Raw genomic sequence first — 15440 nt, 5'->3', positions numbered from 1 at the left:
GGCTCTTTGCTATAACCAACCCCTATAGCCACGCGCACCAGCTGTGTCCCGCCGCCCGTTAGAGTGGATGGTTATGTGCAGGTTACTGGGTTATGCGACTGCGGGTCTCAACCGCAGTCTGGAGGATGTGCTGGGCGGTCAGGCTGTCAAGGACTTCCGTGCAATGAGCGTGGTCCACAATGACGGCTGGGGCACCGCTTCGTTGCGCACGCCCGAGGAACCGCCGTACCGCAGGGATGGCGGCGCGCCTTCGCCTGAAACCGGCACTCGCCTGTACAAGACCACTACGTCGGCATTGCACGACCCGGTGTTTGAAGATCTCGCCCAGCAGCCGGCTCGCGGCGCGCTGTGGCATTTCCGTCTCGCCAGCTCGCATCTGCCGCTGATTCTGGAGAACCAGCAGCCGTTCTTCGCCAACGGGCTGAGCTTCATCCATAATGGCGATATTTCGGACGATCAGGGCCGCAATATCATTGAGAACCGTGATTTTCCCGTGGATCACAGCGTATTCCTGTCCACGGGCGGTCGCAGCGATTCCGCGGTGTTCTTCGCGGTGATTCTGGAGTACATCGGTTTCGGCTTCCCGCTGGATGAGGCGGTCGCCCAGGCGGTGCGCGAGCTGCGGCAGAGCTACCCGAAATCCAGCTACAACTGCATGATTCAAAGCGGCGACCAGCTGGTGGCGTTGCGCGCGTCCGGGCGGACGGAGGTTCCGCCGCGCATCATGGAGGTCTACTCGGGGTACGGCTGGCAGCAGCATGCTATCGACTATCGCGTGATTCGGTATCGGCGAATTCTGGGCGTTGACGGCACGGCGGAGGGCGTGGTCGTCGCCAGCTCCGGCTTCCCGCAGAGCGAGGCCGACGGCTGGACGGAGCTTGACAACGACCAGATGCTCGTCGCCTCGAACCGTACCGGCGAGTTCCGCGTCGAATCCATCTGAGTTGCGGGCGGTCGCCTACAACTTGTCCACGCTAGGGGCTTATGAGGGCAGCTCCCTGCGATTGCTCCCGTGTAGCTCCTTACAATGGATGGTATGAGTGGATATGTTCCGACACTGGCCCAAGTCGATGAGCTGCACAGGAAAATCGCGCCATCGCAGGCGGCATATGATCTGATACACACGCATTGCGTCATCGTGGCGACCATCGCCCGCGAAATCGTTCGGCACCAGAATGCGCTGTTCGTGCGGCGCTGCACCCTGCCGAAAGATGATTCCGGGCGTCCTGACCCATCGCAGGCCGCCGCATCCGACGGCATCACCGGCGGCGAAATCCCGCCGAGACTGCTGGATGAGAACCTTGTGGTGATTGGCGGACTGTTGCACGACATCGGCACGTACCGTGTGCTCAAGCACGACGGGTCCGACGGCGAGCCCCTGAAATTCGACGGGCCGCACTACATCGAGCACGGCCTGCTTGGCTACCAGTACCTGCTGGATGAAGGCGTGGACGAGTCCATCGCCCAGTTCGCTCGCAACCATACCGGCGTGGGGCTCACGAAAGACGAGGTAATCCGGCAGGGTCTGCCGTTGCCGCCGGCGGACTATGTGCCCGTGAACCTCGAGCAGGAGGTGGTCATGGTCGCTGATAAATACAACAGCAAATCCGTGCCTCCGAAGTTCCTCACCGCGCAATCTTACGCGAACAAGGCGGCCCGTTTCGGCGAGGAGAACCGCCGAGCATGGCTCGACTTGGTCGACAAGTACGGCGAGCCGGACATTCCAGCGCTCGCCGAGCAGTTCCACCAGCGCGTGGTATGAGCTTAGCTTGGTTCCGGGTTGCTACGCTCTTGCTTAGACAACCTGGGCACGGTTTGACAATGGCCTGCATCCCCACTTTCGCAGGTGCAGGCCATTGTTCTATCGCTCATCGGCGCTAGCGTTTGTTCGGCTGTGCCGATTTCCGTCAGTCGTACAGTGTGAACGCCTCGTCGCAGGCGTCGGCCACGTCATCGTTGTCGGTGACGATGATGACGCAACGTCCGGAATCTGCGGTCCGCCGATTCGGGTGGGCGAGCTTGTTGAGCAGGTTGAGGATGGTCGCGGAGTCTTCCTCGTCGAGACCGCCCGTCGGCTCGTCGAGCAGCAGGACCTCTGCCTCGCAGCAGATGGCACGCGCGATGGCCAGACGCCTGCGGTCAATCTCCCGAAGCTTGCCTGCAGGCGTGTGTACGAGCGCTTCATAGTTCTCGACGGCAAGGTCGCTGCCATCGCCGAAACCGGTCTGGTCCAGCAAATCACGCGCAATATCGGGCTTGGGCTGCAGGAAGTTGCGGCCGGATGCATCCATCGTGTACACGAGGTTGGCGATGGCGTCCAGATCGTCGCGAATCGCATAGCGTTGCGGCACCACGCCTAGACGGTGTGCGCGCGCTTCAGCCGGGTCGAAGGAGGCGAGATCGCTGCTTTTCAGCATGACCCTGCCGCTGGTCGGGAACACCATGCCTGAGGCGACGGCCATGAATCCTGCGCGCTGCTCAGCGTCATCGGGGTCGACCATGATCGCGTAGGTGCGGCCGATATAGCAGTCCATGCTGATGTTGTCGAGCACGTCACGGCCGGTTTTGCGGTTGCTTAGGATGACGTTGTTGAATGCGAACGACGGGTATGCCTTCAGTGTGATGTGGCGGCGGTGGCGCAGTTCCCTGTCGATGTGGGATGATGCGCGGGTCGCGGTGTCGGCGTGCGCCACCGTCCGGGCGCTGCGGGTGTGCGGGGCGGCTGCGGTTGCATCGGGTGTCGCCTTGCTGGCGTTTTCGGCGGTGTCGGCGTTTGCGTTTTCGGCTTGCGCATTCGTGTCTGCATTCGTAGCTTGCTCGTCGGCTTCGGCTGCATTGCCGGCTTCGTCAGCCGTGGCGGCTGTGTCGGTACCTACGGTATCGAGATCGGCGTCATCCGCGGTGTCGTCAATAACGACGCTGAACTGCACGGATTCCGTGGATTCGTCCAGCTGTTCGATCTGGTCGGCCTTGGTCGGCTCGTTGTTTTCGCTCACTTGGATTCCTCCTTGGTCTGCTCGGCTTGCGTCGTCGGCGCGTCTTCGACGTCTCCCGTGTCTCCTGCATCTCCGGCGCTTTCGGCATCGCTGACGTTGGCGTAATCGCCGCTGTCACGCGGTGCGAACAGCGAAATCCTGCGCACGGCGACCACCCGGAACATGGCGATGAACGACAGCACCAGACAAGCGAGCAGGCCGTAGGCAATGGTCTGCCACACAAGGCTCGCGGACATCGTCACGTCATAGCCACCGGCAAGCTGATGGGCGAGCGGCTTGGTGCCGAATCCGCCGGCCAGTGTGCCAATCGCGAAGCCAAATACCGTGGGGAACAGGACTTCGAGCATGAACTGCCATGCAATGCGCGCCTTGGTGACGCCGACCAGCATGGCGGTCGCGATTTCGCCGCGGCGGTGCACCAGACCGAGCACAACCAGCGCAATGAGCAGCAGCCCGCCGACAATCAGCAGCACAATCCGGGCGATACGCAGGCGTTCCGCCAACTTGCCCAGCGGCTTGATGCTTTCGGTGTAGGCCTCAAGCGAAGTGGAAACGATTTCGTAGCCGGTCGGCAGCTTCGCCTTCTTGACCAGCGCGACGAACTTCTTGTACGCGCTCATGCTGTCAAGCGTAAAGGTGACCTGGAGATCCGGAACCGCCCATCCTTTGCCGGTGGTCGTGTCGAAGTTGTTGATGGCGAACGCGTAATAACCGACGAAAATCGCGTTGTCGCGGTTGTCTTTTGCCAGTTTCGTGGAGGCGGCTGTCTGTCCGTCCTTGTACCGGTAGATGCCGGCGACCTTGAGTTTGACGGTGGTCTTCGCGTCGGTGGGGCTGGCGATGGTGAAGGTGTCGCCGACCTTGAGATTGTTCTTCTTGGCGACGGTTTCGGAGATCAGCGCTGACGTCGAATCCGTGCTGGATGTGGAATAGGACAGGTTCTTGCCCTTGACGATGGTAAAGGCGCCTTGTGCATTGGCGGCTGCGGCCTCCTTGCTGTAGAAGGTGCGCAACGTGAACTCGCCGCCGGTCTTGCTGGCGTCCTGGTCGGCGGTGCCTGCAACAGCCTTGAACTTCGACGTCTGCCTGACCGGCACGGATTCGGTGAAGGTGTAGGTGAAGCTGATGCTGGCACTTTGCGCGGCGCTGGCGTACGTGGAATATTGCGTCCACGACAGGTAGTTCTTGGTCCAGCTGGAGTCGGCGCCGTTGTACTTGGACTGTACGGATTGCTTAAGCTTCAGATCGAAGGTGGGCTTTTGAGCGTCATAGCCGGAGCCGTACGCGGTGTCGCTTGCCTGGATGACCGCAGTGGAAAACATCGTTCCGAAAGTGACAATCAGGGCGGTGATGATGGTGAGCAACGAACGCCACTTATGGCGTGTGAGCGCTGCCCATGCGTTCTTGAGAACGAACATGCGGTACTTCTCCAGTCTCTGGCGGTGCTGACCGCCGGGTGCGTACATGGTGGCGTTGGCCGGGACGCTCCGGTCGGCGGGGCAATGATCCCATACCAACACTATTGCTAGTCTACGTTCGTGTAGTCTTGCACGACACTGGCATTGTACTTGCGAAATGCTGGGAAAATCGTAAATGCGCAGCGTTTTCATTCCTGTACGTGTCCCATACGTGGCTGATTTTGGCTGATTTTGGCTGATTTCGGGGCTGCCTCGTTGATAAGCGGTGAATTCGTGCCACACGTAAGTTCGGATAGAATGGGCGGGTGAGATGTGCTCGTTGGATGGTGCCCTTGTGCTCAGTGATCGGGGTGGGTATTGCGTTTGGCGTGGTGATGGGGTGGTTCCCGCACACGTCGATGATTTGGCAGTATCCGTTGCAGCAGATTGACGCTCCGGCGCATTATTATTTCGTCCGCCGCATTCTGGGGGAGGGGCTCGGCTCGGCGACGCACTTGTGGCCGAATGACGCGTATTATCCGCCGCTGTTCCACATGCTGGCAGCCGGGTTGGTGAACCTGGCGTCGGTGTTCGGCGCGAAGATGCCGATTTACACAGCGGTGAACATTGTATGGCTGGTGACTTCGGGCGTCGTGTGGCCGGCCGGCGTACTGCTGTTGTCCACATACTGGACACGTTTGGTGGATTCACAGGGGTGGCGGCCGTTCTCCTGCGCGATGGCGATCATCGTGCCGGTGTTGTCCGTCTCCTCGGCGAGCCACCCGTTCCTGATGCTCGCTCGCGGGCCGCTGTATGCCTACGGACTGGCGACTTCGCTTCTGCCGTATTGGCTGTACGTCACGTTGCGTTTGTGTGACGCCCTGACCGACCGTTGGCGGCGGCACAAGGCGGGAGCCGCGGCGGATGACAAGACTGGGCGGGGGACGCAGGCCGCCGCACCGGCAACCGCTCCTGAAACCGCGTCCGAAATCGCTCCCGCGATGAAGCAGGCGCAGGCGCGGGCGCTCGTATGGCCGTGGATTCTCGGATTCATCGCCCTCGGCGGGCTGTGCATATTCGCCCATCCGCGCATCGTCTTCTCCTGGCTGCTGCTCATGGCGCCGTTCATCGTGCTGCGCATGCCGTGGAAAGTCATCGCGGGGCTCGCCGGCGCGGTTGTATGCGGGGCTGCGGCGCTGCTCGTATATATGCGCGGCTCCTATCAATCCAACCGGTACGGCAATCCGGCGGCATGGTTCCACACCTTCGTGCCATCGCGCACGGTGCCTCAAGCGTTGCGCACCTTCATTACGGACAATATCTCCGGCCCGGGCGGGTGGTTGATGGCGGGCGTGACCGTGCTTGCGCTGGTTGTCATCGGCTACGTGATCGCACGGCCGCAGCAAGTGTTCAAGCGTGCTGATTCCAACGCTGCTCATCCCGGTGAAAGCGGATACCGCAACACCCGTAGGGATGCGATTGCTCTGGTCGTCGCATGGCTGCTGCTCATGTTGCTGTTCGTCTGCTCGACCTCGCTGACCGGGTGGTTCCCGAATATCGTCGCCGCTGCCTGGTACCGGGCGGAGACCCGGCCACTGAGCATGATTCCGTTCGGCGTGATTCCGCTGCTGGTCTTCACCGCATGTGCGGTGGCGGGCGGTGACGGATCGGTGTCGGTCCCGATGCCGTGGAAGGGCGGTGGCCGTGTGCGTAGCGGTGGCCGTGTGCGCGGCGACATCCGACTAACGCGTACCGCCCGGCAGAGCATCGTTGTGGTCGTGCTGGCGGCGCTCGCCGTCACCTGCCAGTTCGGCAATACGGAACGGGCGGCGTTGTCGCAATCGGTGTATCACAACGTGCAACTGACCGATGAGCGGCCGGACGAACAGTTGACATCCAGCAAGTATCGAGCACTCGGCGAGGTTGTGAAGGTGACCGGTACGCGCGCGGTCGTCATATCTGATCCGCTGAACGGCTCGATGTACGCAGTAAGCCTGTACGGGGCCAACATGCTGTACCCGATTTACAATCCGATGAAAGAGAAAAACGGCGCGATTTTCGAGCAGACCGAGCTGTCCTTCGCCTCGGGGGATGACGCGCGGCTGCTCAATACCGTGTGCCCGCTGGGTGGCGGCGACACTCCCACATATTTCCTGACGATGGGTCCTCAGGCACCGAGCCTGCAAATGTTCACGTTCCGCCAGCAGTTCGACCCGTTCCACGACGAAGGGCTGATTGCGCAATATGAGCGCCACGGCACGCTCGTCAAAGTGCGTGATCTTGGCCAATACGGGCATGGCTGGGCGCTCTACCGCTTCGGATGCGGCGTCGTGCGCGGCTGATGTTGGCGGAGAAATCGTGCGCCGGTGTGACTTTCAGCGGCAGGTGGCCATGCTGTAAGCGCGCGGATGCCATCGTTATCATGCATCGTACGCAAGATCGCGAGCGAAGCCTGAAATCTCCTCTTACAGCGGCGCGTCTACTCTTGCAAACATTTGCATGATGATAGATTGATGTTACGTCATGCTGCCTGATGCATGATACAGCTCGGTTTCGTGGACATTCGAAATCGTGAAATCCGAACGAATCGATGGAAAGAGGCGATGATGGCAAAGAACAAGAACACGAAAAAGGCGTTTGATGACATCAATTTTGCGCTTGTCAACATTATCTTCCTGCTGATCCTCCTTGTATCGATGATTCCAAGAGGCGAGTGGGTCCTCATGGCGTTCATTTGTGTGCTGATGCTGCTCAACATCGCCATGATGATAACTGGCAACGCCAAAAAGAACACCAAGCAAGATGACAATGCGGGCAAGGCCGAACAGATTCAAACTGAGTGACGGCTCAAACCGCAGCAGCGGGGGTGCTGGGAAGGCAGAACGTCATTGTGGTCGATCAACGCTGACGACAACGGTGCTGACGATTTTGTCGGCGAAGGTTTGCCGTTGACTGTCCAACAGCGGCCAAAGGAAGCCGATGCACAACGACGCGAAATCAGCGAGATGCGCCAGTTCTCGCAATCCCATTCTCAGGGCTGATATCGGGGCGCCGGATTCCTGGTCGAGCACTTGCAGACGCAGAAGCTGGTGCGCCCATGATTGCCCGTTGCGTGTGGATAAGGCGGAGATGACGCCGGCAACAAGCAGACTGGCGCAGCCGATCCAGGTTTCAGCGGCTCCGCCCGGTGAGGATTTGCCGAACAGCAGGGTGCCGATGAGCTGCGAGAGCAACGATGCTGGCAGTACGATGCGAAGGATATACGCCGCGGCTCGGCGCAGCCAGAGGGTGAACATCGTTGTTCCTTTCCGTCGACGGCCGGGCAAGAGGTATTGCAAGGGCTTACCGGCCGTACTGTGAGGTCGTATTGCCAAGTGTAGCGGTTGGAGCGGCGGCGCGCGGACTGAAACGCGGGGTTAGCGGGGCGAGCGGATTGTGCCCGTGCCGGGTGCCGGTGACGGGCGGTTGCTCTCTGCTTCTGCCGATGGTGTGCTGATGGTGGGTATCGACAGACGGTCTGTTTTCTGCTTCTGCCGACGCTGAGGTGCCTGTCAGTGTCGGCAGAAGGTTTGGGATTATGCCCGTGCCGAGAGACTTGCCGTGGGTGTACGAATTGGCCGATAGCCCCATATCTAGCGCCCATTTCGCATGTTATGAAAAACCCCGGATGCCTTGCGATGCTTGGCTTCCGGGGTACCTGCGCGGAGGATACGAGATTCGAACTCGTGAGGCTGTTACACCAACACGCTTTCCAAGCGTGCGCCATAGACCACTAGGCGAATCCTCCATTGCTTGTGGAAACGCGCCTACGCGCGTAACCGGGCAACTCGAATAGAGTACCACGAACTATCGGACATGCAAACCCGCGTGGGTGTGTCGCGCACGATGCGCCGCCCCTCACGTGGATGTCCTACACTTAGAGGTATGTCCATCGCATCACAGGAAGCACTTAAGCAGCTCGACCGTATTGTCGCGCTCGGCTACCCTGATGTGGCCGATATGAGCGCGGAGGCATTCCGCGCGCTTGCCCGCCCGCTCATCAGCGCGCTCGAAGACAGCGATCTCGGTGCGAATATCCTGCTCGTGCCTACGCGCGAGTTGGTGTCGCCGGAATCCCTGATCGCACGAACCAGCATCAACCGCATGGCCGGTTTCACAACGATGCCGCCGCGCGATATCGCCAGTTTCCTGCCGCAAGACGGTTTCGAACCGCCGGAAGGTCCGTTCTACCTGGTCATCGACCCACACACGGGCACCGCGTATATCAACCGCGAACCGGATGTCGCGCGCAAACTTATCGATTCCGATGAGCGTCTGCCGCTCACACTTGAGGAGGGGCTCGCCATCGCCACCCAGCATCCGGACTGGCTGGTGGAGAAAAACGGGTTCAACCTGCTCGGTTCGCGCAGTGCCGACGGTCGCGCGCCCAGCATTTGGATGAGCCAGAACGCTCCAAGGCTGGGAGCCGTGTGGCCGAATTCGCGGCACACATGGTTGGGAAACGCCTACTGCCGTTCGCGCTGCGGGGTTTCGCTCTTCCACTGGGCGTGATTATTGGGCGTGCTCACTAGTCATGGCTGCTGGGCGTAGTCATTGGACGTGATTACCGGGCATTGCGCGCCCGTAATCAGCCCGCGACTGGTTCCCGACCAGCCCGCTCTACTGTCGCATCCACTCCTGATCATCGAGTTTGTCGAGCGTCCGTAACAACGCATCGACATGTCCCTTCGCCCGCACATTGTATTTCGCAACGCGGATGATGCCATCGCCGTCAATCACGAAGGTCGAACGGATTACGCCCAGACGCACTTTGCCGTACAGATTCTTCTCGCCGTATGCGCCGTAGAGACGATGCACAGTCAGATCAGGATCCGACAGCAACGGGAACGTCAGATGGTCGCGCTTCCGGAATCGCGCAAGCTTGTCGAGCGGATCCTTCGACACGCCGAGCACGGTAAAACCGAGTGCCGACAGGCGCGCAAGATTGTCGCGAAAATCGCAGGCTTCCGTCGTGCATCCTGGGGTCATTGCCGCAGGATAGAAATACAGGACGATGTTCTTGCCCCGCAGTGCGGACAGGGTGACGGTATCGCCCGTGTCGCTGGGAAGCGTGAAATCCGGGGCCGTCTGCCCGGCTTCGAGCCGTACTGGTGTCGGGTGTGCGTTGTCTGTCATTGTGTCTCCTTGTCATTATTGGCGGTGATCGGCCATCCAAGCGAGCGGAGCGCATCGGCCGCGTCAATGAGCGGGATTCGCTCCTGCTCGACGCGCAGATGGGTTGGGCCGTCGGACAAAACCGGATTCGCCGGATTGCCCGACGGCCTCGCCACATGTGAGCAGATAGAGCTCACGCTCGCCAAAGTCAAGTGTGGGCGTCGCCTTGGGCTCGCGCGAAGTGAGCGGTGTGCTGGTTGAGGTGAGATTGGTACCGAACCATGAGTAGCTCTGGTAGGCTTCTAAATCCATGAACAGCGATTTGCAACGTACCCCGGTGTGCCGTACGGCGTCGAGGATTTCCAAGCCGTCGGCGTCCATATCGCCCCAATAGACGACCTGCGGACTGGAATCATCCCCGTCGTCCGGTCTTGCGGTGGTAAGCCACGGCAGTAGCAGCGCGATTGATGCCAAAATCGCCTTACCGGCTCCCCAAACGCACAATCCGTGCGCGATGTCGGGCATGGATTGGTAGGTATCCTTATTCTCCACGATGATGACATAGCAGATATCGCGATCGCCACCGGGCCGCCACGGCCTGGTGATCATCGTTTCCGGTTCGTTCGAGTAGGCCGGGTCAAGCCAGCGCATACGCAACTCCGGCGGGCGGTCAGACAATCCCAGCGAATCCTTGCCGCACAAAGTGCAGATGACGTTGCGGCGATGCGTCTGATCAAGCCATTTCGCGCTGAACCCGACGAGCGGGACTTGCCGTGGAGTCAACCCGGTCGCATCGTGCGTACCGAAGAACTGCGCGGCGCGAATCACCAGTGTGACATCCACATCCGATTCGTCGTCCAGCATTTTCGCCACGGATGCCGCGGTGTCGCGAGGAATCGAGCACTCGTCGACCAACAGGTCGATGCTCTGGCGCGCCTTGCGGTAGTGCCGGGCGCTCGCCCGGTCCGCGATACGCAACGCGGTCTGCTCATCCGCAACCGTAACCGTGTCGATCAACTCCACCGGCGTGACCGTCAGCCGGTGCTTGTTCGTAACCGGGCAACCTTGACATTGCGCCCATTCGCGCAACGCATTGTTGGCCCTATGCCAGTCGGGCGCTTGAGCGGTCAGCGTGCGCTGGTCCGGCCACCTCACAGAGAAAACCAACGGCCATCGCGGTTCGGCATCATATCGACGCCGCTGTAGATATCTCGTGACGGCATCGCGGATTTCCATGGGCGCTGTTCGGGCGTTCACGCCGCGTGTGCGTATACCGGTCATGACTGTGGCTTTCCGCTGCTTGAGGCTGTGAAATCGCCGCTGTTTGTGACATCGCTGGCTTCCACGATATCGTTGGTGTTCCCCGCATCAGCCGGAATGCTGGAAGCCGCCGTGCCTGTCGACGATTTGCCAGCTGACGGATTGCGCTGCTCGAATGGTCCGCCGTCCGCGTGCGCGCCGACCAGATCGAGTTCCTGCAGATGTGAATGAAGCCGTTCGTCTTTCAGCACCACATAGCCGCGCGTCGCCATCTCAAGGATTTCGCCGGTTTTGCTTTCCGGCGCGGATACGATGACTTGGAATCCCAGCCGTGGCAGCACCGCAAGTGCGCGCTGCGTGTACCGGCCGTCCGCCTTGATGAGCGCTTCGTCAAGGAACAGCGTGGTGTAGGTGGGGTGCCCGCTGATATCGCCGCCCAACAGGTAGATGAGCGCAGCCCCGTACACGAAGGACGTGAGCTCCTGCAACGCCCCACCGGATTTGCCACCGGTCGAGGAAATGCGTTCGTCGGGGCCGCCATCGTGGTGGACGACCGCGTAGAAGGAGCTGCGGGCGCGAGAATCGAGATCGCGGGCGCCATACTGGCGAATTCCCGCGGTATCACGCACTTTGCCCAGCTCGCTACGCAGCAGCTCGACCATCGGTTTGCAGCTGTCGAACGCCCGTTTCGCGGTGCGGCTGTTGGAAGCGCCGCCGGATGGCTGCTCTGCCTGCCAGCTGTTGAGCCGCTCGATGGTCCGGCGTAACGTGCCGTTGAAGGCCGTGCTGCGTTGCCTGATAGCGACGTCGAGGGTGAGACTGCCATGGCGTGGCCCGAACTGTTGGTCGCGCAGCATGGAGTTGATACGGTCGAGCTGTTCACGCACTTCGCGCTGGTCATTCTCGAGGCTCATACTCAGCTCATTGAAGTCGCGTTGCATCTTGTCCACGCTGTTGGCGATTTCCTCAGGGGTAGCCGCCTTCGCCACGATTTTGGACAGGTCTCCCAACTCGTCCTCGTAATACCGGTAGTCGTCCACCGTGGGGGTGACGGTCGTGTCATCGGCGGCCCAGCGGGCAAGATAGTCGGACATGCGCCGTTCGACGGATGCCCGCGCCTTGTTGACTTGAGTGGCCGCCTCGCTGATGCGCTTGGTGATCGCATTGCCTACCATGCCGAGCACCCGCTCGTCGAATCGGCGGATTCCGGGTTGTCCTGGCAGAACAGTCATATGGGCCAGTTCGCCGGCCACAGAACCGGTCGCCGCGCTGTACGCGGTGGACAGCAGTTCGGTGACGGTATCCGGTAGCGTCGGCTGTTCCGCGGTGTCGGCGATTTGCCCCGCGCGTTCAGTCAGCCACGCTTCGGCGGCGCCGACGGCCTGCTGCGTGTTGGCGGCGGCGAACCGGGTGTTCGCCTGCGAGTCCAACGCGTCCCGCAGCGCGTGCTGGAGTTGGTCGCGTCGCTCGGCGAGCTGGGCGAGTTTCGGGTCGTTGCGTAGCGTGTCGATGTCGCGCTCAAGGCGTTCCACATTCGCTTCGGTGCCGGCTTCGTCGACTTCTGTCCAAGAAAGATCGGCGATTTGCGATGACAAGGTACGCAGTTCGTCCAGATGGCTTTGCTGGCGCTTGATGTCCTCCCCATCCAACTCGCACTGCCTGAGCTGTTCGGACAGGCGGTCGATTTGCTGTTTGAGCCCGCGCAGGTACGCTTCGTCGGCGAAACCGATGACCTGGTTGATGCCTTTGGTGCCATACGAACCACGCTGACCGGCTTTGATCTGCCCATCCGGTTGGATTTGCCGGGCGGCGTCGGCGTCGTCGATATGTTCGACGCACAGCGCGTCAAGCCGCCGGGATGTGGTTTGCTCGCGCAGCCATCCCAAGAATGGAGAATCCTCGCGGAACCGCAGTTTTCCGGACAGTCGGTCGTCGCGCTCGCCGTCCTCCCCGTGTTCCTGGGTGCCGCTTTCATAGTCGATATCGTCGATATCAATGAACTGCCAAGTGCGGCGGAACATGGTTGACGGGTCGATGGTGCTGACTTTTCGGGCGAATCCCCGCTCGTAACGGCGGTCGACCAAAATGATCTGCGCAATAGGACCATAAGCCACATTCATCGCGGTACGCCACCGCTCTTCGTCTTTGCGCACGTCCATCAGCTCGGCGACATAGGGAAGATCGCGCTCGCTCAGCCCGGTCGCCTGCGCGATCGCCGCGCGGTCGTCTTCCATGTCTTGCGTGATACGGGTGCGCTTGCGGCTTTGCCGTTCGAAATCGCGCTTGATCGGGTCAAGACGGTCGGTGATGCCTTTGCGGCGGACCACGCAAGCGTCCCGCTGTCGCTGGAGCTCATCGCGTTGCACGTTCGCGTCCTCAATGAAATCCTGGGCTTCCTGCCGGCGCTGTTCCCACGATGCCTCGGATCGGGGCATCGGTTCGTCCGCCCGAGCGAACGCCTGTCGGATGCGTCCGACGGTATGACGCATCCGTTCCAGCTCCTGCAACGCCTGCTCATGCTCGTTTTCCAGATGGGTCAGGGTGTCGCCGCCGGCGCCGTGCATCATCTCGGTGACTTCGCCGAGTTCGCGCTGCACGTTTTCGACTGTCGTATCGGCTTTGCGACATTGCTCCTGCTGCCTCTCCAGCTCGCGGCGATCTTGCGGCAGCTGGTCGCGTACCGCGGACGCCAACCGGGAGAACACCCACGAGCGCAAGGTGGTCAATCCGGCGTCATCTTGCGGATCGGTGACCTGCAGATCGCGCGCCTGCCTGGCCGCTTTATCGTATTCGGCGTGTTCGTCGCGGATTTCACGCAAGGCGTCCATCTGTCGGGTGTTTTCTTCCATACTGCGGAAGTTCTCGGCATACCGGTCGTAATCCTCAACCGCCTCGCGCGCCTTGGTCAGGGCGTTCGGGACATCGAGCACACCCTGCTTGAAAATATCGTCAAGCCGCGAAGGCGCATCCGCCGACTGGATTTTGTACAGCAACCGGCATGCGGCGGCTTTCAATCCCATGCGTGTCCACACGGATTCATGGAAGTTTTCCGCGTTCGAATACACCGCGCACCCCGGATACACCTTGCGCAATTGGTCGGCGGTGAATGGTGAGGACCGGTAGCCGTCCATCTTTCGCGGGTCGATTTCATGGTTCCAGGACACGTATTGGCGCCGTACGCTGCCGCGCTCGTCGCCGGGGGACAGGTACAGGAACTTCGCGCATGAGAGCATCTCGCCGCCCATACGGTTGACATAGGTGTCCACAATCGCGCCCCACACCGCACTCGGCGTGCCGTCCTCGGCCGAACCGCGCAGATAGACGGCCGTGCCGCCCTCCGCGTCATCTGCCACGGCGGTCATGCCACGCAGATACGTGTAGTCGCTGCGTTCGGAACGCCCGGAATTCGAGGCCTTGTTGAACGCCGTGCCAGCAGGGTAGAGCAGGGAATTCTGCGCGTCCACCAGCGTGGATTTGCCGGATTCGCTGGCACCCGCGAGCAAGGTGATCGGCATGTCCGGGTCCATGGACGGGCGGAACACGTGGTAGCCCTCGTAGGACCCCCAATTGACCAGTTGGCGGCTGGCAAGCATCCAGTGATCGGCCATCAGCGCTTCGTCGGTCATCACAACCTCGTTTCTTCGCCGGTTTGGGCGGCAGTAGCGCCGGCATTCAAACCGTCAGCGGTATTCGTGTATGTCGCGTCGGCAATATCAGACATATCGGTATTCACGGTTATCTGGACGTCTTCTTCGGGGTCGTCCGCACTGCCAGCGGTGCTGTTCTCGCTTTCGCCCAGCCACTGTTCGGCAAGCTCGGTGGTGAGCACGGCAGGGACCAGCGGCGTGATGCGGTACATGTCATCGGTGTCTTCAACGGGGGCGAGATATCCGTAGGTCACGCACCGTGAAATCGCGATGCCGATGCGTTTCATCACGCCTTCTTCGTCATTGCGTGCGGCAAGCCAGCCGGCGCCTGTGGTCAGCGCGGCGCGGATGTCGTCCGTGCTGATGATCCAGTCTTTGGACGATTCGCGCGAGCTCTCATAGCCGAGCACGCGAATGCGCAGCAGAGCCAGCATCGCCGCCTCCTCGCGCGTCAGCGACGCCCGGGTTTTCAAGGATCGCTGTCCCAATCCGTCCGCTGTGACCGGTCTGGCGTACATCACTTGGTACCGCGGAACATCAACCAGTTCAAGCAGATCGTCGTTGAGTGAGCGGCGTACCTCGTCCACATGGTCCAATGCCGTCTCATACGCGTCACCGGTGATGAACCGGTCACGTTTCAGCGCGATGGCGACCGCGCGTGCTTCGGCATCCATCGTGCTTGTGTCCCCGGGGAACAGCGCATGTGGATTGTCCGCAGGGTCGATATCTCCTATGGTGTCAGTGTCCCCACCGGCATTCGACACACCGCCGGTCTCGCCGGAGCCGTCTTCATGGGCATCCACCATGGCATCGGCGTCGCCGTCCATGCGAGCAGTGCCCATGGCGGCCATCATGTCATCAAGTTCGTCGGTCATCGTCCCGCCCTTTCCACAAGTTCCGTGTCGCCGGATTCGCGTACATGCCGTTCGCGCTGATCCGGCCTATGCCCTCGCCCGTCTCGCGTCCACCGCCCGTCACCGGCCGGC

Annotated in this window: 12 protein-coding genes and 1 tRNA gene; 5 read left to right on the top strand and 8 right to left on the bottom strand. The window is 61.1% G+C overall.

Going from position 1 to position 15440, the window contains the following annotated elements:
- Positions 1 to 73 precede the first annotated feature (73 nt).
- Together ACZ41G_RS07755 and ACZ41G_RS07750 are read left to right on the top strand one after the other, a co-directional pair.
- A complete protein-coding gene (locus ACZ41G_RS07755; protein ID WP_412171317.1) occupies positions 74 to 943 on the top strand; it encodes a class II glutamine amidotransferase in 870 nt (289 codons plus the stop codon).
- A 93-nt stretch (positions 944 to 1036) separates the two neighbouring features.
- Positions 1037 to 1762 (top strand): HD domain-containing protein, encoded by a 726-nt coding sequence (locus ACZ41G_RS07750; protein ID WP_015451170.1) that lies wholly within the window; start codon positions 1037 to 1039, stop codon positions 1760 to 1762.
- A gap of 145 nt (positions 1763 to 1907) precedes the next feature.
- Here ACZ41G_RS07750 and ACZ41G_RS07745 read toward each other — a convergent pair whose 3' ends face one another.
- The gene (locus ACZ41G_RS07745; RefSeq protein WP_464145183.1) at positions 1908 to 2996 is read right to left on the bottom strand and encodes an ATP-binding cassette domain-containing protein; all 1089 of its coding nucleotides are present in this window, start codon (positions 2994 to 2996) and stop codon (positions 1908 to 1910) included.
- Positions 2993 to 4414 carry an ABC transporter permease gene (locus tag ACZ41G_RS07740; RefSeq protein ID WP_464145182.1) on the bottom strand — a complete coding sequence of 474 codons (1422 nt, stop codon included), beginning with the start codon at positions 4412 to 4414 and terminating at the stop codon, positions 2993 to 2995. The genes ACZ41G_RS07745 and ACZ41G_RS07740 overlap by 4 nt, the downstream gene beginning before the upstream one ends.
- 374 nt (positions 4415 to 4788) lie before the next feature.
- On the opposite strand from ACZ41G_RS07740, the gene ACZ41G_RS07735 reads away from it, so the two are divergent.
- Both ACZ41G_RS07735 and ACZ41G_RS07730 read left to right on the top strand, forming a co-directional pair.
- Positions 4789 to 6735, top strand: a complete 1947-nt coding sequence (locus ACZ41G_RS07735; protein WP_464145180.1) for a DUF6541 family protein — start codon at positions 4789 to 4791, stop codon at positions 6733 to 6735.
- Between the two features lie 195 nt (positions 6736 to 6930).
- Positions 6931 to 7236 carry a hypothetical protein gene (locus ACZ41G_RS07730; protein WP_464145179.1) on the top strand — a complete coding sequence of 102 codons (306 nt, stop codon included), beginning with the start codon at positions 6931 to 6933 and terminating at the stop codon, positions 7234 to 7236.
- A gap of 42 nt (positions 7237 to 7278) precedes the next feature.
- Here the strand turns inward: ACZ41G_RS07730 and ACZ41G_RS07725 are convergent, their stop codons facing one another.
- Positions 7279 to 7689 (bottom strand): RDD family protein, encoded by a 411-nt coding sequence (locus ACZ41G_RS07725; protein WP_029576984.1) that lies wholly within the window; start codon positions 7687 to 7689, stop codon positions 7279 to 7281.
- Positions 7690 to 8095: 406 nt separating this feature from the next.
- Positions 8096 to 8180 (bottom strand) — tRNA-Ser (locus ACZ41G_RS07720).
- Between the two features lie 137 nt (positions 8181 to 8317).
- Between ACZ41G_RS07720 and ACZ41G_RS07715 the strand changes: the two genes are divergently transcribed.
- A complete protein-coding gene (locus ACZ41G_RS07715) occupies positions 8318 to 8944 on the top strand; it encodes a DUF5701 family protein (RefSeq protein ID WP_015451164.1) in 627 nt (208 codons plus the stop codon).
- Positions 8945 to 9052: 108 nt separating this feature from the next.
- Here ACZ41G_RS07715 and bcp read toward each other — a convergent pair whose 3' ends face one another.
- From bcp to ACZ41G_RS07695, 4 genes are all read right to left on the bottom strand, one after another.
- A complete protein-coding gene (gene bcp / locus ACZ41G_RS07710; protein ID WP_464145177.1) occupies positions 9053 to 9568 on the bottom strand; it encodes a thioredoxin-dependent thiol peroxidase in 516 nt (171 codons plus the stop codon).
- A gap of 63 nt (positions 9569 to 9631) precedes the next feature.
- The gene (locus ACZ41G_RS07705; protein ID WP_464146274.1) at positions 9632 to 10783 is read right to left on the bottom strand and encodes a Wadjet anti-phage system protein JetD domain-containing protein; all 1152 of its coding nucleotides are present in this window, start codon (positions 10781 to 10783) and stop codon (positions 9632 to 9634) included.
- Between the two features lie 41 nt (positions 10784 to 10824).
- A complete protein-coding gene (locus ACZ41G_RS07700; RefSeq protein ID WP_464145176.1) occupies positions 10825 to 14433 on the bottom strand; it encodes an ATP-binding protein in 3609 nt (1202 codons plus the stop codon).
- Positions 14433 to 15329: a DUF4194 domain-containing protein gene (locus tag ACZ41G_RS07695; RefSeq protein WP_464145174.1), complete on the bottom strand. Its 897-nt coding sequence runs from the start codon at positions 15327 to 15329 to the stop codon at positions 14433 to 14435. The genes ACZ41G_RS07700 and ACZ41G_RS07695 overlap by 1 nt, the downstream gene beginning before the upstream one ends.
- Positions 15330 to 15440: the final 111 nt, after the last annotated feature.

It is taken from the genome of Bifidobacterium porcinum (assembly GCF_055378475.1).
Note: the sequence above shows the minus strand (reverse complement) of the source record. Positions and strands in the feature narration are given on the sequence as shown.

Bases quoted from the DNA above. Each gene is read 5' to 3' on its own strand.
- ACZ41G_RS07755 (WP_412171317.1), top strand. From the start codon at position 74: ATGTGCAGGTTACTGGGTTATGCGACTGCGGGTCTCAACCGCAGTCTG.
- ACZ41G_RS07750 (WP_015451170.1), top strand. From the start codon at position 1,037: ATGAGTGGATATGTTCCGACACTGGCCCAAGTCGATGAGCTGCACAGG.
- ACZ41G_RS07740 (WP_464145182.1), bottom strand. From the start codon at position 4,414: ATGTTCGTTCTCAAGAACGCATGGGCAGCGCTCACACGCCATAAGTGG.
- ACZ41G_RS07735 (WP_464145180.1), top strand. From the start codon at position 4,789: ATGGGGTGGTTCCCGCACACGTCGATGATTTGGCAGTATCCGTTGCAG.
- ACZ41G_RS07730 (WP_464145179.1), top strand. From the start codon at position 6,931: ATGATACAGCTCGGTTTCGTGGACATTCGAAATCGTGAAATCCGAACG.
- ACZ41G_RS07725 (WP_029576984.1), bottom strand. From the start codon at position 7,689: ATGTTCACCCTCTGGCTGCGCCGAGCCGCGGCGTATATCCTTCGCATC.
- ACZ41G_RS07715 (WP_015451164.1), top strand. From the start codon at position 8,318: ATGTCCATCGCATCACAGGAAGCACTTAAGCAGCTCGACCGTATTGTC.
- bcp (WP_464145177.1), bottom strand. From the start codon at position 9,568: ATGACAGACAACGCACACCCGACACCAGTACGGCTCGAAGCCGGGCAG.
- ACZ41G_RS07705 (WP_464146274.1), bottom strand. From the start codon at position 10,783: ATGGAAATCCGCGATGCCGTCACGAGATATCTACAGCGGCGTCGATAT.
- ACZ41G_RS07700 (WP_464145176.1), bottom strand. From the start codon at position 14,433: ATGACCGACGAAGCGCTGATGGCCGATCACTGGATGCTTGCCAGCCGC.
- ACZ41G_RS07695 (WP_464145174.1), bottom strand. From the start codon at position 15,329: ATGACCGACGAACTTGATGACATGATGGCCGCCATGGGCACTGCTCGC.